19 protein-coding genes are annotated in these 21,405 nt (G+C 72.0%); 7 read left to right on the top strand and 12 right to left on the bottom strand.

The features are described from left to right. A partial coding sequence (locus AB0959_RS34110; protein WP_366830581.1) for a transposase occupies positions 1-666 on the top strand: 666 nt, incomplete at its 5' end. Next, on the top strand, positions 642-1,139 hold the full coding sequence (locus AB0959_RS34105) for a transposase (protein WP_366830585.1): 498 nt from the start codon (positions 642-644) through the stop codon (positions 1,137-1,139). The genes AB0959_RS34110 and AB0959_RS34105, both read left to right, overlap by 25 nt. Positions 1,140-1,197: 58 nt before the next feature. On the opposite strand, the gene AB0959_RS34100 is transcribed toward AB0959_RS34105, so the two are convergent. From AB0959_RS34100 to AB0959_RS34070, 7 genes are all read right to left on the bottom strand, one after another. Beyond that, entirely contained in the window at positions 1,198-2,013 is an 816-nt protein-coding gene (locus AB0959_RS34100; RefSeq protein WP_366830580.1) for a hypothetical protein, read from the bottom strand. A gap of 182 nt (positions 2,014-2,195) precedes the next feature. Next, positions 2,196-3,197 (bottom strand): hypothetical protein, encoded by a 1,002-nt coding sequence (locus AB0959_RS34095; protein ID WP_366830579.1) that lies wholly within the window; start codon positions 3,195-3,197, stop codon positions 2,196-2,198. A 31-nt stretch (positions 3,198-3,228) separates the two neighbouring features. Continuing rightward, a complete protein-coding gene (locus tag AB0959_RS34090) occupies positions 3,229-4,518 on the bottom strand; it encodes a transporter (RefSeq protein ID WP_366830578.1) in 1,290 nt (429 codons plus the stop codon). 3 nt (positions 4,519-4,521) lie between these two features. Then, the gene (locus tag AB0959_RS34085) at positions 4,522-5,145 is read right to left on the bottom strand and encodes a hypothetical protein (protein WP_366830577.1); all 624 of its coding nucleotides are present in this window, start codon (positions 5,143-5,145) and stop codon (positions 4,522-4,524) included. Beyond that, complete coding sequence (locus tag AB0959_RS34080; RefSeq protein WP_366830576.1) at positions 5,142-7,280, bottom strand: hydantoinase/oxoprolinase family protein; 2,139 nt, start codon at positions 7,278-7,280, stop codon at positions 5,142-5,144. The genes AB0959_RS34085 and AB0959_RS34080 overlap by 4 nt, the downstream gene beginning before the upstream one ends. A 49-nt stretch (positions 7,281-7,329) precedes the next feature. Then, positions 7,330-8,928, bottom strand: coding sequence for an FAD-dependent oxidoreductase (locus tag AB0959_RS34075; RefSeq protein ID WP_366830575.1), 1,599 nt, complete (start codon positions 8,926-8,928; stop codon positions 7,330-7,332). A gap of 71 nt (positions 8,929-8,999) precedes the next feature. Then, a complete protein-coding gene (locus AB0959_RS34070; protein WP_366830574.1) occupies positions 9,000-10,097 on the bottom strand; it encodes a LacI family DNA-binding transcriptional regulator in 1,098 nt (365 codons plus the stop codon). A gap of 136 nt (positions 10,098-10,233) precedes the next feature. On the opposite strand from AB0959_RS34070, the gene AB0959_RS34065 reads away from it, so the two are divergent. Beyond that, positions 10,234-10,881: a GntR family transcriptional regulator gene (locus tag AB0959_RS34065; RefSeq protein ID WP_366830573.1), complete on the top strand. Its 648-nt coding sequence runs from the start codon at positions 10,234-10,236 to the stop codon at positions 10,879-10,881. On the opposite strand, the gene AB0959_RS34060 is transcribed toward AB0959_RS34065, so the two are convergent. The 3 genes from AB0959_RS34060 to AB0959_RS34050 are packed head-to-tail and all read right to left on the bottom strand — an operon-like array spanning position 10,878 to position 13,406. Further along, positions 10,878-11,231 (bottom strand): cupin domain-containing protein, encoded by a 354-nt coding sequence (locus AB0959_RS34060; RefSeq protein ID WP_366830572.1) that lies wholly within the window; start codon positions 11,229-11,231, stop codon positions 10,878-10,880. The genes AB0959_RS34065 and AB0959_RS34060 overlap by 4 nt on opposite strands. Continuing rightward, complete coding sequence (locus tag AB0959_RS34055; protein ID WP_366830571.1) at positions 11,228-12,037, bottom strand: carbon-nitrogen hydrolase family protein; 810 nt, start codon at positions 12,035-12,037, stop codon at positions 11,228-11,230. Before AB0959_RS34055 ends, AB0959_RS34060 begins: the two co-directional genes overlap by 4 nt. Positions 12,038-12,050: 13 nt before the next feature. Beyond that, positions 12,051-13,406: an MFS transporter gene (locus AB0959_RS34050; protein ID WP_366830570.1), complete on the bottom strand. Its 1,356-nt coding sequence runs from the start codon at positions 13,404-13,406 to the stop codon at positions 12,051-12,053. 140 nt (positions 13,407-13,546) lie between these two features. Between AB0959_RS34050 and AB0959_RS34045 the strand changes: the two genes are divergently transcribed. Together AB0959_RS34045 and AB0959_RS34040 are read left to right on the top strand one after the other, a co-directional pair. After that, complete coding sequence (locus AB0959_RS34045) at positions 13,547-14,233, top strand: DUF2848 domain-containing protein (RefSeq protein ID WP_366830569.1); 687 nt, start codon at positions 13,547-13,549, stop codon at positions 14,231-14,233. Positions 14,234-14,428: 195 nt separating this feature from the next. Then, the gene (locus tag AB0959_RS34040; RefSeq protein WP_366830568.1) at positions 14,429-16,597 is read left to right on the top strand and encodes a SpoIIE family protein phosphatase; all 2,169 of its coding nucleotides are present in this window, start codon (positions 14,429-14,431) and stop codon (positions 16,595-16,597) included. A 98-nt stretch (positions 16,598-16,695) separates the two neighbouring features. Here the strand turns inward: AB0959_RS34040 and AB0959_RS34035 are convergent, their stop codons facing one another. Continuing rightward, the gene (locus AB0959_RS34035) at positions 16,696-17,880 is read right to left on the bottom strand and encodes a type III polyketide synthase (RefSeq protein WP_366830567.1); all 1,185 of its coding nucleotides are present in this window, start codon (positions 17,878-17,880) and stop codon (positions 16,696-16,698) included. Between the two features lie 636 nt (positions 17,881-18,516). Here AB0959_RS34035 and AB0959_RS34030 point away from each other — a divergent pair. Further along, positions 18,517-19,275, top strand: coding sequence for a LamG domain-containing protein (locus AB0959_RS34030; protein WP_366830566.1), 759 nt, complete (start codon positions 18,517-18,519; stop codon positions 19,273-19,275). Between the two features lie 207 nt (positions 19,276-19,482). Further along, positions 19,483-20,067 (top strand): sigma-70 family RNA polymerase sigma factor, encoded by a 585-nt coding sequence (locus AB0959_RS34025; protein ID WP_366830565.1) that lies wholly within the window; start codon positions 19,483-19,485, stop codon positions 20,065-20,067. A 116-nt stretch (positions 20,068-20,183) separates the two neighbouring features. Here AB0959_RS34025 and AB0959_RS34020 read toward each other — a convergent pair whose 3' ends face one another. Further along, positions 20,184-21,122 carry a hypothetical protein gene (locus tag AB0959_RS34020; protein WP_366830564.1) on the bottom strand — a complete coding sequence of 313 codons (939 nt, stop codon included), beginning with the start codon at positions 21,120-21,122 and terminating at the stop codon, positions 20,184-20,186. Between the last annotated feature and the right edge of the window lie 283 nt (positions 21,123-21,405).

Genomic DNA, 21,405 nt, shown 5'->3' with positions numbered 1-21,405 from the left:
TACACGGACCTGAAAGCCACGTTCGGGCTGTCCGCGCAGCCTGCGGTGCGGGCGGTGAAGAAGGTCGTCGACGCCTACGCCACCCTGAAAGCCAATCTTCAGGCCGGAAACCTGGGCCCGCCCACCTCCAAGCGGCACCGCAGGGCGGTCGGCACCCCGATCGCGTTCCGTCCGCAGGCGGCCCAGCCGTTCGACGACCGCTGCCTGTCGTGGCAGTACGACGCCCGGACCGTCTCCGTCTGGACCGTCGACGGGCGGATGAAGGGCATCCGCTTCACCTGCTCCCCCGACCAGCTCAAGACCCTCGTGCAGTACCGCAAGGGTGAGAGCGATCTCGTCCAGCGCGGCGGGAAGTGGTTCCTGATCGCCACCTGCGAGATCCCCGATCCGGAGGTGTATGAGCCTGCCGACTGGATCGGGGTCGACCGGGGCATCGTGAACCTGGCCACCACCTCCGACGGTACCAACCACCAGGGCCGCCGCCTGTCCCGCTACCGGCGCTGGCAGGCCCGCAAACGCGCCGAACTCCAGGCCAAGCAGACCCGCTCGGCCACCCGCCGCCTCGCCCGCCGCGCACAGAAGGAACGCCGCCATGCCACCCATGTGAACCACGTCATCAGCAAGGAGATCGTGTCCGTTGCCTGGGGGTACCTCCCACGCCCTTAAGGCAGTGGGGGAGCACCGGTCGCGGCATCGCCGTCGAGGCACTCGGCGGGATCCGCGAGCGGGTACGGCTACGCGGCGACCAGCGGGGCACCCTCTCCTCCTGGCCCTTCCACCAGCTCGGCCAGCACCTCGCCTACAAGGCTCGCAAGGCCGGGGTGCCGTTTATGGAGGTGGACGCGTCCTATACCTCGCAGCGCTGTCCGCGCTGCGGGCACACCGAGCGGGCCAACCGGCCCGACCGGGACCATTTCCGCTGTCGTCGGTGCGGGCTCTCCCCCACTCTCGGCTTCGCTCGAGCGGGAGGTGCCCCCACGCCCCGCCGACGTCGTCGCCGGGGTCAACGTGCGCGACCGCGCACGCTCGGCGTGGGCATTCGTCACCATGCCCGTCCCACACCCGGCCTGACCGGAGAGGGAGATGCGACCCGTGACCGTCCTGCCGTAGGGGGCAGTCAGGAGCGCGACGAGGTGTGAACGACCGAGCCAACAAGCTCGGCCGTTCACGGCCGAGAAGGTGACGTACGACTGCTGCTCAGTGGTCGTCGCGGATGGAGGTCGCGATGCCGTTGCTGATCACGACCTCGGCGCTGAAGCCCTTCTTGGCCGCCTTCTCGAGGTCGGCCTCGGTGCACTCGGTGCCGCCCTCGCCGCCCGGACCCGTGTTCACGGCCTCGCAGATGTCGTCGTAGCCCACGATCTTGGTGTCCTCGGCGATGAAGAACTGCTGCTCGACGCCCTTCATGTCGGACACCGTGTACTTGCCCGGCGCCAGGTAGGAGACGTTGCCGAACCAGGTTCCGTTGACGCCCTCGCCCTTGTTGATGCCGTCGACGGCGGTCTCGCCGGAGCCCGAACCGGAACCACCGGTGGAGCCGGAGCCGGAGCCGGAGCCCGAGCCGGAACCCTGCTGGGCGGCACGCCGTTCGGTCACCAGGGTCGCGATGCCGTTCTTCATCTCCACGTCGGCGTTCACGGCGCCCTTCTTGGCGGCCGCCTCCAACTGGTCCAGCGTGCACGGCGCGTCCACCTTGGACCCCGCCTCGCCGCATATCGTGCCGACGCCGTAGACCTCGGTGTCGTCGGCCACCAGGAACTGCTGGTCGTCCTTGCCCGGCACGGACACGATGTACTTGCCCGGAGCGAGATACGTGACCTTGCCGTTCTTGAAGGAACCGCTGACACCCTTCGAGCTCTTGGAGCCCGACACCTTCTCCGCGACCGCAGCCGCGTCCGATCCGCCCTTGCCGGACGAATTGTCGTCGGTGCCGCTCTGGCACGCCGTCATCAGCAGCCCGGCGGTGACAGCGGCGGTGGCGACGACGGCCTTGCGCAGGTGGCGGTTCAACACAGGAGGGTCCTTCCGAGGTGGGGTAGTGGGGAGCCGGCGGTGTTCTCCGCCGGTCTCCCGCTCTGTGATCACTATGAGGGACACGAGACCTCGCAGGTCACGCCCGTCTTCCCTTCAGGACACCGCCGTGGCACAGCCGTGACACAGCAACGCGTCGGCTGTGGCTCCGCACGCTGCCCGGGTCAGCCCCGGGCCACCGCGATGGCCCCCGCGAGCCTCTCTCCCGCCTCGTAGATCATGTACGGGACGCCGCCGTCGGTACCGAAGGCAGGCGCCGCGGCGCGCCCGTTCTCCGGAGCCGCGCCGCGCGAGTTGTAGAAGACGCCGAGGTGGACGCGCTTGCCGAAGTCGTCGCCGACTTCGGTGATCATGATGTCGCCGCCGCTCGACTTGTCCTTGTTGTAGACGACGTAGGTGCTGTTGTTCCGGTGGAGGAGGTGCGGACCGCCGACGTTGACGGCGCCGACGTCGCCGTGCCGGATCAGCGGCTTCTGGTCGTAGGTCCACGTGCGGCCGTCGGCGGACCAACCCCAGTGGATGTCACGGTGGTCGGTGGTGTTGTTGAGCATGAAGACCATCACGTAGCGGGCGCCGCGCGAGGGCAGGTCGTGGCGGAAGACCCGGGCGTACGACGTCTCCGTGGTGCCCGCCGGGAGCATGGACGTCGACAGCACGACCTTGTCGTACGTGAAGTGGATCCCGTCGGCCGAGCGGGCGAGGCGGGTCGTGGTGTTCTCTCCGTGGAAGTACAGCCAGAACTCCTTGGCGTCCTGGTTCCACAGCACGTGGGGCGACGAGACATGGCTGACGGAGTAGTGCGGTGACCACTTGTTGGAGACGATCGGGTTCGCCGGGTACTCCGTGAACGGCCCCTCCAGCGAGTTGCCGTAGGCCAGGCAGATGCCGCCGGGCGCGTCGTGCGGCGCGTAGTAGAGGTAGTAGCGGCCGAGGGGGGAGCTCAGCTTGTCGTAGACGCCTCGGACGCAGGGGAAGATGATCTCGCCGGTGGGGTTGTACCTCAGCTGGGACGCCGTCAGCAGGGTGCGGACGTACTTGTAGTCGGGGAATCCGCCGGGCGCCGCGGCCGCGGGCTGGGCGCCCACGGCCGTCCCGACGGTGAGAGCGGCTCCGGTGGCGGCGCCGGCCCGGAGGAAGAGACGCCGGTCGAGGTGGTGCTCGTGCATGGTGGGCTCCAATGACAACGGGGGCTGCGGGTCAGAGATGGGTCGCGGCGGTGACGCACAGGCCGCCGAGGGCGACCGCCCAGACGTACGGCAGGGTGCGCACCATGACCTGTTGGGGAGTGACGCCCGCGTACTGGGCGCTCCACACGGTCTGGGTGCTGGTGGGGTCGGCGACGCCGAAGACCTGGTTGTACGAGGTGGTCATGCCGAGGACGACGGCCGCGGGGTAGATGCCGGTGGCGATGAGGACGCCGGCGATGCCCGCGCCGAGCCCGAACACGTTGAGAGGACCGCGGTAGAGGCACAGCGGGACGAGGAGGGTGAAGACGAGGACGAACAGCACGGGGTTCTGCGGACTGACCGCCTTGACGAGCGGTTCGAGCGCGTCCACGGCGCCGGGCAGTTTCACGGCCGCGAGCAGGATGCCGATGGCGACGAACAGGGCGATGGGCGGGGCGGCCACCTCGAAGCCGCCGTACAGGGTGCGCAGCAGCCGCTTGTTCATCTCGCCGGGCCGGGTCGTGGTGACCAGCGCGTACAGGACGCCCGCCAACAGCGAGGGGATGATGGCGAGTTCGAGGCCCAGGGCGAGGACGAGCGGGACGGCGGGGGAGAGCAGCGCGTACCAGGGCGCGTCGCCCAGCTCGACACGGCGCGAACGCGGCCTGACATCAGGGGAGTCGAGGGACTTGAGCGACCAGGCGTGCTCGGTGCCCCGCCGCCGCGTCTCGACGAGCACGAACCCGAGGGCGGCGACCAGGGCGAACGGGAACAGCTTCACCATGAAGCCGCGCACGGTCGGGATCGGCAGATCCAGCGCGGTGGAGAAGAACTGCCACACCGGCAGCTCGAAGGGGATGCCCACGGCGATGCCCATCAGCACCGTGCCCGCGGCGGTCACCTTGGGCACGCCGACGGCGATCATGGCGGGGATGCCGATGATGCCCGCGAGCATGGCGGCGGGCGCCGATCCGGTCACCGTTCCGACGAGGGCGGACACGGCGAGGACGCCCAGGGCCACCACGGTCGGGCGGTCACCGCCGAACTCGACGATCTTGCGGACGAGCGTGCCCGCGATACCGGTCTCGTCGAGGAGCTTGCCCAGCCAGGAGCCCAGAATGATCGCGATCATGGTGGCGGCCAGGGCCGGTGCGCCTTCCTGGAGGACGGTGTCCAGCACGCTGTTCTCGCCGGTGAGCGGCGCCCCGGCGAGGAAGGCGATGACGACGGCGAGCAGCACCAGCGCGAAGGCGGTGGGGAGTCTGCGGGTGAGCATCAGGCCGACGCCGGCGGCCATGACGAGGAGGATGACGACACCCATGGGTCAGTTCTCCCTTCCGGGCCGGGTCCCGGGCCGGGTGAGTGCCGCGCGAAGAGCGGCGGTGAGGAGCAGGGGGCTGCGGCCGAGCCCGCAGACGGTGCGCGCGTAGGCGTGGGCGGCGACCTCTTCGGCACCGGCGACATGGCCGGCCACGCGGTGGCGTCCGAGGCGCAGCACGGTGTGGCCGAGTGCCTGCTTGAGCGCGGCCTTCGCGGGGCCGTGGTGGAGGTGGGCGTGCACGGCCTCGTGGGCGAGCGCGGCCGCGCGCACCGAGCCCGGCGGATACCAGGCACGCCAGCCGCGGGCGTCGACCAACTCCTCGGCGAGCGTGAGCGTGTCGGTGTAGAGCTCGACCGTCGGGGGCCGTGACGTGTAGCGGGCGAGCAGCATCCGCTCCAGGCCGCCGTCCCGTTCGACCACGCGCGCGGTGGACGGGACGGGGGCGAGCCCGGTTCCGAGCCGGGATCCGAACTCAGCGGCTCTGCACGCCCATTGACGCAGCAGCTCGCGGTCGCGCCCCTCGTGGGTGGGCGTGGCGGCCAGCAGCCGGACGGCCCATTCGATGTCGTCGACGGACGCTGGATCCGGCAACTCCCCCTCGCTGTAGGCAAGTTCGGTGGCCGTCACGACCGCACCTCCAGCACCGCGACCACCGGCTCGTCGGCCGCGCGGGTCCGCAACTCGCTGCGGGCCAGCGCCAGCAGGGGCTGCGGATCGAGGACGCCGGACAGATCGGCGATGCGGGAGCCGAGCAGCAGCCGCAGGGCGGGAGCGCGTACCCCGCCGTCGCCGTACGAGGTGGACTCGCCCACCAGCCGGGCTAGCACCTCCGGGGCACCGGCCACGGTCGTGCTCTCCACGCGGGCGTCGGCGGCGTGGTGGCGTACGACGCCGTCCATGTCGACGATCCGTACGGGCTGTCGGGTCTGCCGCAGGCGGCGGCGCACGTGCGTGCCGTAGACGGTGTGGGCGGCGGTGCCCGCGAGGACGTGGACCGCCGCGGGGTCCGTCTTGAGACTGACGGCCGCGGCACGGAGCCGTTCGGTGTCGTCGGCGCGGTGGGACCGGTCCTGGGTGCGCAGTTCGGTGGCGCCGGTCGCGACCGCGCGTACGGTGCTGGTCTGCGGGTCGACGGTGACTTCGACCTCGACGCCGTCGGCGGCGGCGCCCTGGGCGACGACCGCCCGCTCCGCCTCGGCGCGGACGGCGAGGATCTGCTCCTGCGAGGCGCCGGGCACGATCCGCTCGACCTGTTCCCGTACGAGTGCGAGGGCGACGCCGATGGGGCTGATGACCTCGTTGTGGCGGGCGATCCGGCCCTCCATGCCGCTGGTGCGGGCGAGGTGCGGGGTGACGGACGCGGCGCCTCCGCCTCCGCCGACGAGGACGGCGGTGTCCTTGTCGAGGCGGTAGTCGCGGATCATCGCGTCCACCACCGTCCTCACCTGGGCGACGCCCGCGTCGAGGATCCGTGTGGCCGCGGTCGTGACGTCGGTGCCGAGCACGGCGGCCAGGGGCGCGATCGCGGCGCGTGCGGTCTCCGGGTCGCAGCGGGCGAAGTCGCCCTCGGGGACGCGGCCGAGGGCGTTGGCGGCGCAGGTCACGGTGATCGCGAACCGTCCGCCCGCCGCGTCGATCACGGCGTAGTCGGCGGGGTCGCCGTCCAGGGGCCGGACGGTGTCCACCGTGGCGTCGCGCAGTTGCCCGGGGGAGGCGAAGCAGGCGTACGGCAGCCCCGCGATGTGGGCGCTGCGCGGTCCCACGCCGGTCACCCGGCCTTCGCCGGACCGGCCGATCCGCACCATGGAACCGCCGCCGACGCCGACCGTGCGTACGTCGAGGGCGTTCAGGTACGAGGTCCTGCCGAGGACGGTGGCGTGCCGGACGGCGACCTTGCCGCGCCGTACGACGCTGATGTCGGTAGAAGTCCCACCCGTCTCCAGGAAGACACCCTCGCTCACGCGCTCCCGCATCAGCGCGCCCGCGACTCCGGCGGCCGGCCCCGACAGAACCGTCAGGAGCGGCCTGCGGCGCATCTCGTCGAGGGCCATCACCCCGCCGTCGCAGCGCATCACCATCAGCGGCGCGGTCACGCCCGCCTTGGTGATGGAGCGGTCGACGAGGTCGGCGGTGGCCAGCATGCGGGGCAGGATCGCCGCGTTGACCACGGCGGTGCGGGTCCGCTTGTGCAGCCCGTACAGCGAGGTGATCTCGTGCGCGGCGGTCATCGGCAGTCCGTACGGCCGTGCCGCGTCCAGGACGGCCCGCTCGCCCTCGGGCCGGTCGACGCTGAACGGCTGGCTGGCGACGAGGACTTGGGCGCCCTCGTCCTTCACCTGCTCGACGGCGCGGCGGACGGCCGCCGTGTCGTCCGGGTCGGCGACATGCGCGTAGGCCAGCGGAAGCCTTTTGCCGGGGGCGAGTTCGAGCTTGCCGAAGGATGCGAGGCGGCGGGTGAACACCGCTGAGGGGCCGGACCCGATGCCGATCAGCCCGACGGTCGCCACGTCGCCCTCCAGGAGGGCGTTGGTGGCCTGGGTCGTGCCGTGCGCCAGGAAGGCGACGTCGGCAGGGGCGCGGCCGGTCTGCTCCAGGAGCCGGTCGAGCGCCTCGACGATGCCGTGGGCGACGCCGTCCTCGTGATGGTGGCTGGTGGGGACCTTGACCTGCCCCAGGAGTTCGAGGGTCGTGGCGTCCACGGCCACGGCGTCGGTGAAGGTTCCGCCCACGTCGATGCCGACGCGGATGCGGGGTGTGCGCATGTCCAAGCACCTCCTTGTGCTGGATCGGTTCGCTCCGTACAGGTGGTGTTCAGTAGCCGCGTACGTCCGGCCAGTGGCGCTGCACTCCGTCGCGGTCGAGCAGCCGCGCGAACTCCTCGAACCGCTTGTCCTCGGCCTGCACCTGGCGCGGCTCGACGTCCTCGGCCAGACAATGGGCGGCGAGGGCGCCGGCGACCTCGCCGACGTTCCACTCCACCGGGTGGAGCCGGTAGCAGCCGTTGGTGATGTGGGTCGTGCCGGTGTTCTTGCCCGCGGGCAGCAGGTTGCGGACCCGGCGCGGCACCAGCGCCCCGAGGGGGATCTCGAAGGGCACCGAGCCGATGTCGACGTAGTTGTCGCCCCCGGTCGAGGGATGCAGGTCGATGCGGTACCCGCCCACGCCGACGGAGTCCCGGTGCCGGGTGCCGCCGTACGGGCCGACGATGTCGATCGCCACGTCGTGCTCGGTGACCGTGGTGACGGCCTTGATACGGCGGGACTCGCGGACGTACGCCGCCTTGGCCAGGCCGTCCGTCGTGCCCGTCACGTCCGGGCGGATCCTGAGGCCCGGGAAGCCGGTGCCGCCGTCCGGGCGCGGTGCCTCGGTCTGCAGCCAGTACAGCAGGGACAGCGACAACTGCCGTGCCTCGCGCAGCGCTTCGGCCTCCTGGCCGATGTACGGCTTGAGCCAGTAGTCGTTGAGCGGCCAGTTGACGAGGGTGATGTCGGAGTCGAAGGCACCCGGTTTGTGCAGCTTGCGTGCCAGGACACGGCGGAAGCCCCACAGCTCCTTGTCGCCGGCGTCGGCGCTCTGGTCGGCGGACACGCTGAGCGGGTCGAGATCGGGGTTCGGTACGAAGGTCCGCGCCACCGGCTGAAGCGTGCGCGGGTCGGGTGCCTCGAAGCCGAGCAGCGGACCGGGCCAGAACGAGGGCCGGTAGCCGCGCCAGAAGCCGTAGTCGTCCGGGCGGTCGATCGTGTGGTCCTCGCCCTCGTGGTGGGAGAGCGCGAAGCACACGGTGATGCCCTGCTGGTTGTGAGGCTGTGCCTCGTCCGGGGCGTGCGGCTCGTCGAACTCGGCGCGCGCCTCGGCCCCGTTCGCGTGCTCGACGCCCGCGAGGTGAAGGAGTTCGCCGGTCTCGGTGGCGTCCAGGACGTAGCGCGCGGTGAGGGTGCGACGCGTACCGTCCCGCAGGTCCTTCAGGGTCACCGACCGTACGACATCGTTGTCGGACTCGGCGGAGACCGGCCGGTGCTCGGTGAGTAACGTCAGTCGGCCCGCCGCACGGTGGGGCGCGAGCATGCCCTCCAGGACGGTGAGGGCGACCCTCGGCTCGTGGCAGAGCTTGCTGACGCGGCCCGCCCCGGGGTTGAGGTCGGTGAGTGCCAAGGCCTCGGCCCGCAGTGGGTACCAGAGCCGGTAGTACCGCCGGATCTCCTCGCGCAGCCGCCGGTACGAGGCGGTCGTGCCGAACTGCTCCACCCACGGGTGCTCGTCGGGCGGCACGGCCTGGCTGGTGAGCTGGCCGCCGATCCAGTCCGTCTCCTCGGTGAGCACGACGCTGCGTCCCGCCCTGCAGGCGGCGAGTGCGGCGGCCACGCCACCGAGGCCGCCGCCCACGACGAGGATGTCTGCTTCAGGTATCACGCTTCTCCTTGCTGCTGGGTCGGATGCGCGGGTGGGTGAGGCCCCCATGGACCGGTCTCCATGGACCGTGCTCAGTGACGGGGGCGCGCCGGCCCGGTCGTCGGCCCCGGGCGGAAGACGCAGCTGACGAGTGGCTCGCGCGTCTCCTCGCCCGCGACGAGCGCGGCCAGCAGACGCACGGCCGCGGCGCCCAACTGGGGCCGGGGGATGTCGAATCCGGTCGGTACGGGCTCGTCCGCCAGATCGGCGGGCGGGCTGCCGAGCAGGGCGAGGGACACGTCCTCAGGACAGTCGAGGCCCGCCGCACGCACGGCGGAGAGCAGGCCCCGCCAGGCCGCCCCGGTGTCGGTCTCCTCCGCGACGAAGGCCGTCACCCCGTCGTCGGCCCAGGCGCGCAGCCGCTCGGGCGTGAGATCGCGCTGCGGATCCGCGGACCGGAAGACGCTCGTGGGCCCGGAGGGCAGGCCCGCCGCTTCCAGCCCTTCCAGGAAGCCGCGCTGACGGTCCGCCGAGGCGGGCGCGTCGTCGTCCTCACGGACGAGAACGATCCGCCGATGACCCAACCCGGCCAGTCGGCCCACGACGTCACGGGTGGCCTCGACATAGTCCGCGCCCACCCATGCCACGCCCTCCAACTCCTCGCGGCGGCCCAGGTGCACGACCGGGAAGCCGTCGTCGACCAGCCGCTTGAGCTCCGCCCGGGGCGTGTGCCGGCCGATGAAGAGACAGCCGTCGGCGAGCCGGACCCGGCTCAGGGCGTCGGGCCCCTCGGCCCCCGCGCCGCCGGTGCTCGACCCGGTGAACAGCACCAGGTCGTAGCCGAGCGCCGCCGCCTCGCGCTCCACGCCGACCAGGAAGGAGTAGTACGAGTGCTGCACATCGGTGGGGAACGTGGCGGTGAAGCTGAAGACGCCGAGGAGGTTGTTGCGGGCGGCGGCCAGCCGCCGGGCGGCCGGGTCGGGCACGTAGCCGAGGCTGCGGGCCGCCTCCAGGACCCGGCGGCGGGTCTCGTCGGAGATGACGGGTCCCTTGCCGTCGGGCTTCGGGGAGAGCACCAGGGACACGGTCGCCTGCGACACCCCCGCGAGCCGGGCCACCTCGGCCTGCCGGGGCCGTGACGTACGTCCGGCCGGAGCGGGCGTACGGCCGGGGCGCTTCCTGGGTTCCACGGTGACCTCTCTCCTGTTAATGCGTATTACCTAATGCGTATTACTGGAGACTGCTCCTCTCCGTCCAGCGAGTCAAGGCCTGGGACAGAGCAATTCGGGGCCTGAAGGCGCGTGGTAGCGTCCGTATACAAGCTGTATGCGAAAGCTGGGGGCTGCCGTGACGTCCGGTCGGGAGAAGGCGTACGCGTATCTCAAGGACATCGTGCTGACGGATCCCGGGATGCAGGGCACCTTCCTCTCGGAGCAGGAGCTCGCGGACCGTATCGGGGTCTCCCGCACGCCCGTCAGGGAAGCGCTGCTGCAGCTCGCGGCCGAGGACCTGGTCGAGCTGGTGCCCAAGCGGGGCGCCCGGGTGTCCCCCCTGACGGGACGGGAGATCCGCGAGCTCATGGAGCTGCGGGGCATCGTCGAGCGATACGCCGCCCAGCAACTCGTCTCCGGGGGAGCGGCGCCGGTGGCGGGGCTGCGATCCCTGCTGGACCGGCAGCGCGAGCTCACCGGCGCCGACCAGGCCCGGGAGTTCATCGCCGTGGACCACCGCTTCCATTCGGCCCTGGTGTCCGCCGTCGGCAACGCCCTCCTCGACCGGCACTACGACGGCCTGCGCAGCCGCCAGGTCCGTACCGGAGTCGTCGCCCTCTTCAACCAGCAGGGACGTCAGGAAGCGGTACTGGAGGAACACGAGGCCATCCTGGACGCCCTGGAGGCCGGCGACGCACGGGCCGCGTGCGCCGCCATCGACCACCATCTGGAGTCGACGCTCAAGGTGCTGCTCGCGGGCTAGCGGATGTCGGGTTCCGGATAGGTGATCACCAGCATGGTGACGCCGTCCCGGGAGGTCCAGGGGCCGTGCGGCATCCCGGGCGGGCGGCAGGCGTACATGCCCGCGGTGAAGGTCCGGCCGAGTGTCAGGTCGTGCAGCGCGCCCTCGACGAGGTAGACCTCCTCCCAGAAGTCGTGGCGTGCCACGCCGTGCGCCGAGGTGTCGGTGCCCGGCGCCCAGCGGACGAGCGCCGTACGGGATCCGCGCTCGGGGTCGTCGGCCAGGACGCGCTCCTCGACGCCCGGGCCGGCGCCGGCCGGGGGCCGCCACGGTCCGTCGGGGAGGTGGAACTCCAGCTCGGGCTTGCTCATCGCCACACCTCCGGGCGCCTGTTGGCCAGTACGGAGGTCCGCCGCCGGACCGCGGCGACCTCGTCGATGTCCAGGTCGGCCGGCAGCAGCTCGGGCTCGGCGCCCAGAGCGTGCCGTACGGTCCCGTCGGGGCCGACGACGAGACTGTGCCCGATGCCCGTCGGGGCGGAACCCGTACCGGTACCCGTGCCCGTGCCGGTACCGGGATCCGCCTGGCCGACGGCGGCGAGCCACACGGTGGCGTCCAGCGCACGGGCCCGCACCAGCAGCTCCCACTGCTCGCGCTTGCCCGGCCCCGCGCCCCAGGAGGCGGCCAGCAGTGTGGCGGCGGCTCCGGCGTCGGCGTGCGCCCGGAACAGCTCCGGGAACCGGACGTCGTAGCAGGTGGCCAGGCCCAGCCGTACGCCGTCCACGTCGATGAGCGTCGGGGCGGACCCCGCGGCGACGGTGTCGGACTCGCGGTAGCCGAAGGCGTCGTAGAGATGGATCTTGTCGTACGACGCCTCGACCCCGGGGCCCGTCGCGAGCAGGGTGTTGGCCACGCGGTCCCCGGGAGCAGGGGTGAACATGCCGGCCACGACGACCGTGCCGGTGGCGCGGGCGATCCGCCGTACGCCGTCGGCCCATGGACCGTCGAGGGGCTCGGCGAGCGGTGCCAGGGGGGTGCCGAAGCAGGCCATCGACGCCTCCGGGAAGACGACGACACGGGCTCCGGCGTCCGCCGCGCGCCGGGTCCATTCCTCGATGAGCACGAGGTTCTTGCCGGGGTCGGGGCCGGTGGTGAGCTGGCTCAGGGCGATCCGCACGATGCGGTCCTCCTCAGAGGCGGGTAGGGGTGGTGTCCGCAGTGGGCGCGGCGAGGGCGGCGTCCTCGTCGACGGCGGCCTCGGGGTCGCGCCCCAGACAGACGCCGACGAGGGAGACGGCCGAGGCGAGGGCGATGTACACGGCCAGCGGCACCCAGCTGCCGTAGGCGCTCAGCAGGCTGGTGAACAGCAGCGGAGCGACGGCGCCGCCGATGATTCCGGCCAGGGTGTAGGCCAGGGAGGAGCCGGTGTAGCGCAGCCGGGGCGAGAACTGCTCGGCGATGAAGGCGGCCTGCGGTCCGTAGAGGCAGCAGTGGATCACGAGACCGACGACGACTCCGGTGGCGAGTGGCAGCCAGGTGCCGCCGCCGGTCATCGGGAAGAACACGAAGGGCCACACGCCGGCGGCCGCCGCGGCACCGCCGTACAGCAGACGGCGGTTGATCCGGTCGGAGAGGGCACCGGCCAGCGGCATGAGGAAGACCTGGATCGAGGAGCCGATGAGCACGGCCGCGAGGGCGGAGCCGCGTGACATGCCGAGCTCCTCGGTGGCGTACGTCAGGACGAAGACCGTGAACATGGCGTACAGCACGTCGGGGCCGACACGACAGAGGATCGCGGCGAGCAGGGCGCGGGGCTGCGTGGTGAACACCTCGCGGACGGGCGCCTCCGGCCGGGAGTGCTCGGCCTCCATCGCCTTGAACACCGGGGTCTCCTCGACCTTCGCCCGGATCCACAGCCCGAACGCGACCAGAACCCCCGAGAGCAGGAACGCCACACGCCAGCCCCACGACTCGAACTGCGCCTCCGTCAGCAGCGCGCCGAGGGCGGCCAGGACACCGTTGGCCAGCAGGTTGCCGGCGGGCGGGCCGACCTGGGCGGCGGAGGCGTAGAAGCCGCGGCGGCGTGGGTCCCCGAACTCGCTGGACAGCAGCACGGCGCCGCCCCACTCGCCGCCGACGCCGACGCCCTGCGCGAAGCGCAGCACGACCAGGGCGATCGGCGCGGCCACGCCGACCGTCGAGTACGCGGGCAGGAGGCCGATCAGGAACGTGGCCGCGCCGATGAGGACCAGCGTGGCGATCAGCACCTTCCTGCGTCCGATCACATCACCGAGGCGACCGAAGACGAACCCGCCCAGCGGGCGCGACACATAGCCGACCGCATACGTGGAGAACGCCAGAAGCGTGCCGGTGAGCGGGTCCTCCGAGGGGAAGAACAGGTCGCCGAAGACCAGGGCGGCCGCGGCGGAGTAGACGGCGAAGTCGTACCACTCCAGGGCCGTGCCCGTCAGGCTCGCGACGAAGGCCCGGCGGACGCCGGAGCTCCGATCGAGCGCTCTGACGTCGTCCTTCGGGGTGTCGGGCATGGTTCCCATCCTTGCTCGGGGAGATCGGGGGACATCGACCTTCCGGCATACTTCTTGTATACAGGTCGTATGCGCAAGCCCCTGCGCGAGAACTTCACCGTGGACCCGATCTCGTGGACCCGATCTCTGGGAGTGCCCCCATGGCCGTGCTGACCTTCGAACTGCCCGACGGATCGACACGCGAGGTCGACGTCGTCCAGGTCCTCAACGCCGGGTACGCCGGGCGCAGTCAGGAGGACGTCGCCGCACACGTCGCGGAGCTCGCCGAGCTGGGCGTGCCCGGCCCGTCCGTGACGCCCGCCCTCTACCCCGTCTCCCCCTACCTCGCCCAGCAGACCGACCGGGTCCACGCGCAGCACGGGCACACCTCCGGCGAGGCGGAATGGGCCCTGGTCGTGGCGGAAGGCGGCGAGCTGCTGCTGACCGCCGCCTGCGACCACACCGACCGCGACCTGGAGGTGCACGGCGTGGCCTGGAGCAAGAACGCCGGCCCCGACGTCCTCGCCCGCCGCGCCTGGCGCCTGGCCGATGTGGAGTCCCGTCTCGACGACCTCACCCTGCGCGCCTGGGTCACCCATGACGGCACCTCGACGGAGATCCAGCACGCCACGTTGGCCGAACTCCTCACCCCTGCCTACTGGATCGACGTCCTGCGCTCGCGCGGCGAGCTCACGCCCGGCACCGTCCTGATCTCCGGCACGATCCCCATGTCCCCCGGCGTCGATCAGTTCGCCGACGCCTGGAGCGTGGAACTGGCCGATCCCGTCTCCGGGGACACGATCCGCCTCCACTACGACGTCCGGCCCATGCCGGCGCCGATCGGCTGACGCGACGGCCCGGGCCCGGCGTCGAGGCCGGCGGCGCGCCGGGTCGAGCCCCGCGTCCGTCCGCTGGCGTAGGCGAAGCGGCCCCGGGTGTTATTGAATGAGGTGTGCGGTCAGGAATCCCGGGACCCTGTCGCCCGGGTTCTGAGTACGGCCCTGGCGCCGCGCCGGGGTCGGCGAGCGAGCTGAGAGAGTCGCATGGACTCCAGATCCTCCACCTCGTCCTCTTCCTCGTCGCCGTTCGACATGGTCAGCAGCGCCCTGGGGCGGTACATCCCGCGCCGCGGAGCGGCAGCGGCCGCCGGTTCCGCCGACGCGCAGGGCGACCGCACCGCCCGCCGGCGCGTCCACGCCGACCCGGCACCCGGCCGTCAGGAGCAGATCCTCGGCGCGGTCAACCTGGACCGGGATCTGAGAATCACCCGCTGCAATCTGGACGCCCCGGTTTTCGCGGGGGTGGAGGCCGTCACCGGGAGCTCTTTCGTCGACCTCCTTCCACCCGGGGACGTACCGACGGTCACACGGCGGTTGCGGCAGGTCCTGGAGACCGGTGAGCCGCACGTCGCCCGGGTCCAGCGTCTGCGGCGCGGCGACGGGTCGGAGCTGGTGGTCTCGATGAGCATCCTGGCCGCCGCGGCGCCTCCGGAGAGCCTGACCGTCACCTTGATCGCCATGGCCAGGAGGCTGCACCTGTATGCCGCCGAGACCGCGATCGGCACCTCGCTGGACATCGGCGAGACCGCGCAGTCGCTGGCGGAGTCTCTTCTGGCCTGGGGAGATGTGGCCGCCATCGACCTCGACTTCGCCGTGTGGACGGGCGAGGTGGTCACCGAGCAGCCGCAGGGGCGCGTCCGGCTGCGGCGGGCGGCCCTGGTGCCGGACCGGGTGTGGCCCGACGGCTACGTGACGCCGGGCGACGATCTTCCCGGCGATGCGAGTCGTCTGCTGTCGCAGGCGATACGGCGCGACGACGCCGCGCAGGCCATCGTCATACCCGACCGGGAGGCGATCGAGCGGGTGCTCGGCAGTCCTCGGCTGGTACGTGCCCTGGTGCCCGGTGACCGGGCGGCGGAAGTGGCGTGCATACCGCTGGTCCTGGACGCCGAGCCGCCCGTCGTTCTGGGCGTGGCGGAGGTCTGGCGGCGCGCGGACCGCCCCTTCGCCGACAGCGAGCTGCTTGACCTCCAGGAACTGGTGGCCCGGACCTCTCACCACGTCGACCTGGCCCGTCAGCACCAGCGCGAGCACACGCAGGTGCTGGCGTTGCAGCGCCGGCTGCTGCCACGGACCGGCGGCGACACCATCGAGACCGCCTGTGTCTACGAGCCCGCCACCCCCGACAGCGCGGGCGTCGGCGGCGACTGGGCGAACAGCTTTCCGCTGCCGGACGGCCGGACCGCGCTGGTGGTCGGTGACGTCGTCGGGCACGGCCTGGGAGCCGCGGCGACCATGGGACAGCTGAGCATGGAGGCCCGCGCGCTGCTGTCCGCGGGGCTGGCGCCCGACGAGGTGCTGGAGCACCTGGACGAGACCGTGGCGCTGCTGGACGACGCGGAGTCCGGGCTGGCGGCCGGTTACAGCGCCCTCGGGTCGAGCTGCTGCATCGCCGTCTACGACCCGGTCAGCCACCACGTGGCGCTGTCCAGCGCCGGCCACCTCCCCCCGGTCCTGGTGCCCCCGGACGGGCCCGCCGGCCCGGTCGCCCTCCGCGCCCACCCCGGGCTGGGCGCCGAGTTCGCGCTGCGGGAGCCGTTCGACGTGCACGCGTTCGCCGCGCCCCCGGGCTCGCTGCTCGCCCTCTACACCGACGGCCTGGTGGAGGACCCCGCCGAATCGATCGACGACGGCATCGGCAGGCTGACGGACGCCGTGTCCAGGGTGCATCCCTGGGATGCCCTGCAGCAGGCCGCACGGTGCGTGGTCTCCGCTCTGGCGCCCGTGCGCCGGCGCGACGACGTGACCCTGCTGCTCGCGCGCATGATCGGCTATCGCAAGGGCGACACCGCGACCTGGCGCCTGCCCGCCCGCGGCGACGCGGCCGCCCGGGCCCGCACGCTGGTCTCCGCGCTGCTCGGGCAATGGCGCACCAGAGAAGACACCCGGGACACCGTTCTGCTGGTGGTCGACGAGCTCGTCGCCAACGCGATCCGCTACGCCGAGGGACCCCTCACGGTGCGGCTGATCAGGACCGGTGACGGGTTCCTGTGCGAGGTCGGCGACACCGGCAACGGCAGACCGCGGCTGGGCCGCAACGAACTCCTCGACGACGGCGGTCGCGGCTTGCACGTCGTGCACGGACTCAGCACCCGGTGGGGGGTGCGGTGGACGGACACCGGCAAGGTGGTCTGGGCGGCTGTCGCGAGGTAGCGGCTGACGCCACCGATGGTGCGGGTGGCGCGGCCGCTGGTGCGGGCAGTCCGACCGCCGGCACGGGTGGCGCGAGCTCGCACTGGGCCGACAAGGGCCTACAGCCACTGCCCTTCCACGGCGGTGGCCGTGAGGCCCGGGGCCGCCGCGTACAGGACGGCACGACTGCCCGCTTCCTGCCCGGCGTCGTGCGCCCTCCGCAGGATGTCGAACACGGCGGCGCCTCCGCGGTTGCCGCTGGTGTAGCTGTCCCGGCTGTAGTCCAGCAGCCCCGACGGCCACCCGTCGGGCATCGTCTGCTCCATGTACTCCAGCACCCGGGTCCCGCCGGGGTGCGCGAGCAGAACGTCGGGGTGCCAGGAGTCGGGGTCGTCCTGGTAACGGACGCGCAGCCACTCCCACATCGCGGTGACCGTCTCCTGTACGGCACGCGGCCCGCGCCGGTCCATCACGAAGTGGTTGCCGTCCGCCCGTGTCTCCAGGCGGTGCAGGTCCTGGGTGCCGGGCAGGGTGTGGTGCCAGGCGGCGTCCAGCCGCAGCACCGACTCGGGTCTCGGGCGGCCCGTGACCACCGCGGCGACCGCGGTGTCCGCGAACAGCAACCGGACGATCAGGGACTCCAGAGTGTCGTCCGCGGGCTGGTACGTCGTGCTCAGTGCCTCCGCGATCACGACCAGGACCACCCGGTCGGGGTCCGCGGCCACGAGATCCGCCGCCAGCGTCAGGGAGCGGGTCCCGGCGATGCAGGCCCACTGCGTGGCCGGCAGCAGCGTCACGTCGTCGCGGAGCGGGAGCGTGTTGGCCAGGGAGACGTCCAGCCCCGGCAGCGCAGGGGTGGTGGAGTGACTGGTGATCAAGCAGTCGACGTCCGCGGCGTCCAGCCCGGCGATCTGCAGGGCCCCGCGTGCCGCGTGCTCCCCGTAGGACCGCACGGCCGCCCAGGCCGGCGCGGTGCGCTCCTGGACGGTCTGCGGCGCGGGTATCGCCTCAAGGGCGGCGATCACACGGTCCACGTCCTGCTCGGCGAACCCGTCGCGGGCCAGCGCCTCTCGGGCCGGCCCGATGCCGACAGCCCCCAGACCGCTCCCGTTGCCGGGGGCGACGGCGGTCTCCAGCGGCAGCATCCACCCACGGTTCTCGATGCCCGTACTGGCCGCGATGCCGTCGATCCGCGGCGCCCACGCCGCGTGCGGGTGCCGGCCGCGCACTTCCGCCACGATCTTGCTGGTCTCCACGGTGTGCTCGCCGTGTATCACGGCGGGAGGGCACAGGTAAGCGGCCACAAGGAGCACCTTTCTACGGGGAACAAGGAGGGGGATCACGAATGCTGTGCCATGGGTCACTTAGGCGCGTCGAGTCCAAGTTGATGCCCGTTCGCTCCACTTAGGGACTCGGCATCCGTTTCGAGCATGGACGCTAAATGGACCTGGACATTTACGCTGTGACCTGGGCAACTTGGGCAGTTCTCGAAGCGCGTGACACCGCGCACACTGCTGCGGCGGGTGGCGTGAGCTCGATGTTCCTTGAGTCGGGCCACCCTTCCTCCTGAAAGCCAAGAGGAAGGCATGGCGGGGGGCGTACGGCAACGCCCAAGCATTTCTCCCGGCCCCCGGCCCCCGGTCCCCCGGCCGCTCCCCCCCACGCGCATGAGCGGGGTGAGCCCAACAGCATGTTCATAACCGGCTGCCGTGACCGTGCGGTCGTCGCCCAGGAAAGACTGCGTTACCCCCGCCCAACACCCCTGTGTTCAACGCCCATATCGGGCTTCGCCGCGAGTTGCGGGGTGCAGTAAATTCACAGCGCACCCACATTCGTGCCTGATCGGTCTGTCACAATTTTGGGGTACGTCAAAACCCGCTTTCGGATCGGACACGTGATTCACCAGTGACATTCCTGTGCCGCACATCCCAGGCAGCACTATGACGCGCAGATGGTCGCTCATCACCACGATCGCCGTACTGACCGTCGCGCTCGCCTTCGTCGTCACCCAACTGGTGCGCGGTCAGGATTCCGGGGACTCCGAGGAGCAACAGGCCTCGTCGGGCGGGGGCGCGGGCGCCGAGTCGTTGCGCGGCGTCGGGTGGTGGCCCCTGCACCGGTCCGGCACCGCGAAGGCGGGTGAGCACGACGCCGTCGTCAGCGGCGACGCGGAGTGGACCGACGGTCCCGAGGGCGGTGCCCTGCGGCTGAACAACCCCAGCGGGTACGCGACGGCCGGCTCCCGGATCGACACCGCCGGCGCGGACTACTCGGTCGCCGCACGGGTGCGGCTCAACTCCGTGAACGGCTTCCGCACCGCCGTGTCCCAGGACGGCGAGCGGATCAGCGCGTTCTTCCTCCAGTACTCCGGCCAGGACGAGAACTTCGCGTTCAGTTTCCCCGGTGCCCGTACCGTCGCGGAGAAGTCCGAGCGGCCACAGGCCGACCGCTGGTACCACCTCACCGGCACGTACAGCCAGAAGGATCACCGGATGCGGATCTACGTGGACGGCAGGCTCGCGGGAAGCAGGGAGGCCTCCAGCAAGGCGAAGCCCACCGGCGATGTGCTGATCGGACGCGCGAGGGTCGGCGGGAAGGCGGTCGACCACTGGAAAGGCGACATCGCCGACGTGCACGTCTACGACCGGGAACTGACGCCCGGTGAGGTGGACTCGCTCTCCGCCCGCGAACCGGACTGACGGGCGGCGGACCGACGGGCGGCGCCGGCGCCCCACCCCACGAGGGGCGTCGGCCGCCGCCGATTGCCCCCGAACGATGTGCCTCACCGCTCGGCCCCGGCCGCCGGAACGACGGCGGAACCGGGGCGCGTTCAGCGTCGCCGCGAGTCGGCTGAACCCGTCTCCCCCCACAGGTGACCGGACAGGTGACCGGAGAGGAAAAGGCCTTTGTCGGCTTGTACTTCGACCGAAGACCGAATACCCCGCACCCCCACCGCGGAACTCCGCCCCGAGGAATTCCTCAGAGCCCTCTACCACTTTCACGGCCGCGCGTTACTGCAGTTCGCCGCGCGGCGCCTGCAGGGCGACTGGCACCGCGCCGAGGACCTCCTCCAGGAAGTCGCGATCCGTGCGCTGCGCCACGCCGGGGAGCTCGACCCGACCACGGACTCGGCGCGGCCGTGGCTGTTCACCGTGCTGCGCAACCTCGTCATCGACGATCTCAGGGCCCGCCAGGCCAGACCGGCGGAGACCGGCGACCCGGAACTCGCCCACCCGCAGGTGTCCGACGACGTGGACCACATGCTCACCTCCCAGGTGCTCTTCGAGGCGTTGTGGGACCTGCAACCGCGGCAGCGCGAGGTTCTGCTGCACGTGCACTACCTGGGGCGCAGCGTCAACCAGACGGCCCTGGTCCTCGGCGTGCCGCCGGGCACGGTCAAGTCGCGGACGTTCTACGCCTCCCGCGCCCTGCGGGAGGCGCTGTACAGCCGCGGGCTGTACGCGGACGGCCGTTACCGCGACGCCGGATGACGCGGACGGCCGTTACCGCGACGCCGGATGACGCGGACGCCGTTACCGCGACGCCGGATGAGACCCACGCGAAACGCCCCACGTCCCGCGAGACCTCACGTCCCGCGAGACCCACGTCACGCGAGACGCCCCACGTGCCGGGTGATCTGCAGGCCGAGCGGCCCGGTGTCGAGTGATCCGTCCGCACCGGCCCGCCAGCGCCACCCCGCGGGCGCGTCGCCGAGCACCAGCAGCGCGTCCCCGCGCCGCAGGCCGGCCAACGCTCCCTCCCGCCGAGGGAACTGTGAGGCGTCCACGACGAACAGGTGCGGCGCCTCGCCCTGCACGGCGGTCCGGCTGCTCCCCTCGATCAGCCGGAAGATCTGGGTGACGTCGGGCGATCCGGGCTCCGGCTCGACCGGGCCCGCCGAAGCCGCCCCGGCGAACGCCTCCTCCAGGCTGGCCGCGGTGTGCAGACGCGAGGCCCGCGGCACGTCGGCGGCGACGAGCCCCTCGCCGGCCAGGGACCCCACCAGGGTGACCTCGGCGAGAGTCCCCACCGGGCCGGAGAGCACCTCGGTGACGACGGCCCGCGCCAGACCCCGCACCTCCTCGTCGGGGCCCGCCACGGACACGGGCCCCGCCGCCCGGGAGAGGTCGACCAGCACCCGGTCGGCGCCGTCAAGACCCACCGTCACCGTCAGCGCGTACGGCACGGCCGGCTCGCCCTCCGGACCACGGCGCAGGGCGTCGGGCGAGACCGTCCAGCGCTCGCCGTCCGCCTCGGCGGTCCAGGGCGCGAGGGCGTCCTCCTCGGCGCCGGCCAGCAGCAGTCCGAGCCGCTCCTCGGAGTAGACGACGGCGTACGTGTCGGGCAGCGACCGGCCGGAGCGCAGGCACTCGCCCGTCAGCCGGCGCAGGCCCGCGTCGACCACGTCCAGTGCCTCCCGCCCCACGACGGCGGCCGAGGCGGCGACGGGCCTCGGCGGGCGGGGCCGCCGCTCGGTGACGACCAGCGCGGCCACCGCTCCGATCAGCGCCAGCCCCAGCACCACGGCCAGGACGTACCAGATCATCACTGTTCTGACTCCTTGTCGGGACCCCCGGCGGCGCAGCCGGGACGGTCGGAAGCGGGGGAGCGGCACCGCGGCCACGTCGCGGCGCCCCGCACCCGAAAGGCCACTACGGGGCGCGACCGCAGACGGTTCACGGACGGTCCACGGACGCGGCGGTCCAGGGCGCGGGCGGCGCCCGTGAACCGTCCGAGGGCGGGCCCCGTAGGCCCCGTCAGTGGCACGAGAGCTGTCGAGCACGGCTCCCGCGCCCCCGCATTCACGCCGGCTGGAGGACGTTTCGTGT

Origin of the sequence: Streptomyces sp. NPDC046862, assembly GCF_040704615.1 — a bacterium.
GTDB lineage: Bacteria > Actinomycetota > Actinomycetes > Streptomycetales > Streptomycetaceae > Streptomyces.
The sequence above is the reverse complement of the archived record's forward strand: the minus strand, read 5'-3'. Positions and strand labels throughout refer to the sequence as shown.

Bases quoted from the DNA above. Each gene is read 5' to 3' on its own strand.
- AB0959_RS34095 (WP_366830579.1), bottom strand. From the start codon at position 3,197: ATGCACGAGCACCACCTCGACCGGCGTCTCTTCCTCCGGGCCGGCGCC.
- AB0959_RS34090 (WP_366830578.1), bottom strand. From the start codon at position 4,518: ATGGGTGTCGTCATCCTCCTCGTCATGGCCGCCGGCGTCGGCCTGATG.
- AB0959_RS34080 (WP_366830576.1), bottom strand. From the start codon at position 7,280: ATGCGCACACCCCGCATCCGCGTCGGCATCGACGTGGGCGGAACCTTC.
- AB0959_RS34065 (WP_366830573.1), top strand. From the start codon at position 10,234: ATGCGAAAGCTGGGGGCTGCCGTGACGTCCGGTCGGGAGAAGGCGTAC.
- AB0959_RS34060 (WP_366830572.1), bottom strand. From the start codon at position 11,231: ATGAGCAAGCCCGAGCTGGAGTTCCACCTCCCCGACGGACCGTGGCGG.
- AB0959_RS34050 (WP_366830570.1), bottom strand. From the start codon at position 13,406: ATGCCCGACACCCCGAAGGACGACGTCAGAGCGCTCGATCGGAGCTCC.
- AB0959_RS34045 (WP_366830569.1), top strand. From the start codon at position 13,547: ATGGCCGTGCTGACCTTCGAACTGCCCGACGGATCGACACGCGAGGTC.
- AB0959_RS34040 (WP_366830568.1), top strand. From the start codon at position 14,429: ATGGACTCCAGATCCTCCACCTCGTCCTCTTCCTCGTCGCCGTTCGAC.
- AB0959_RS34030 (WP_366830566.1), top strand. From the start codon at position 18,517: ATGACGCGCAGATGGTCGCTCATCACCACGATCGCCGTACTGACCGTC.
- AB0959_RS34020 (WP_366830564.1), bottom strand. From the start codon at position 21,122: ATGATCTGGTACGTCCTGGCCGTGGTGCTGGGGCTGGCGCTGATCGGA.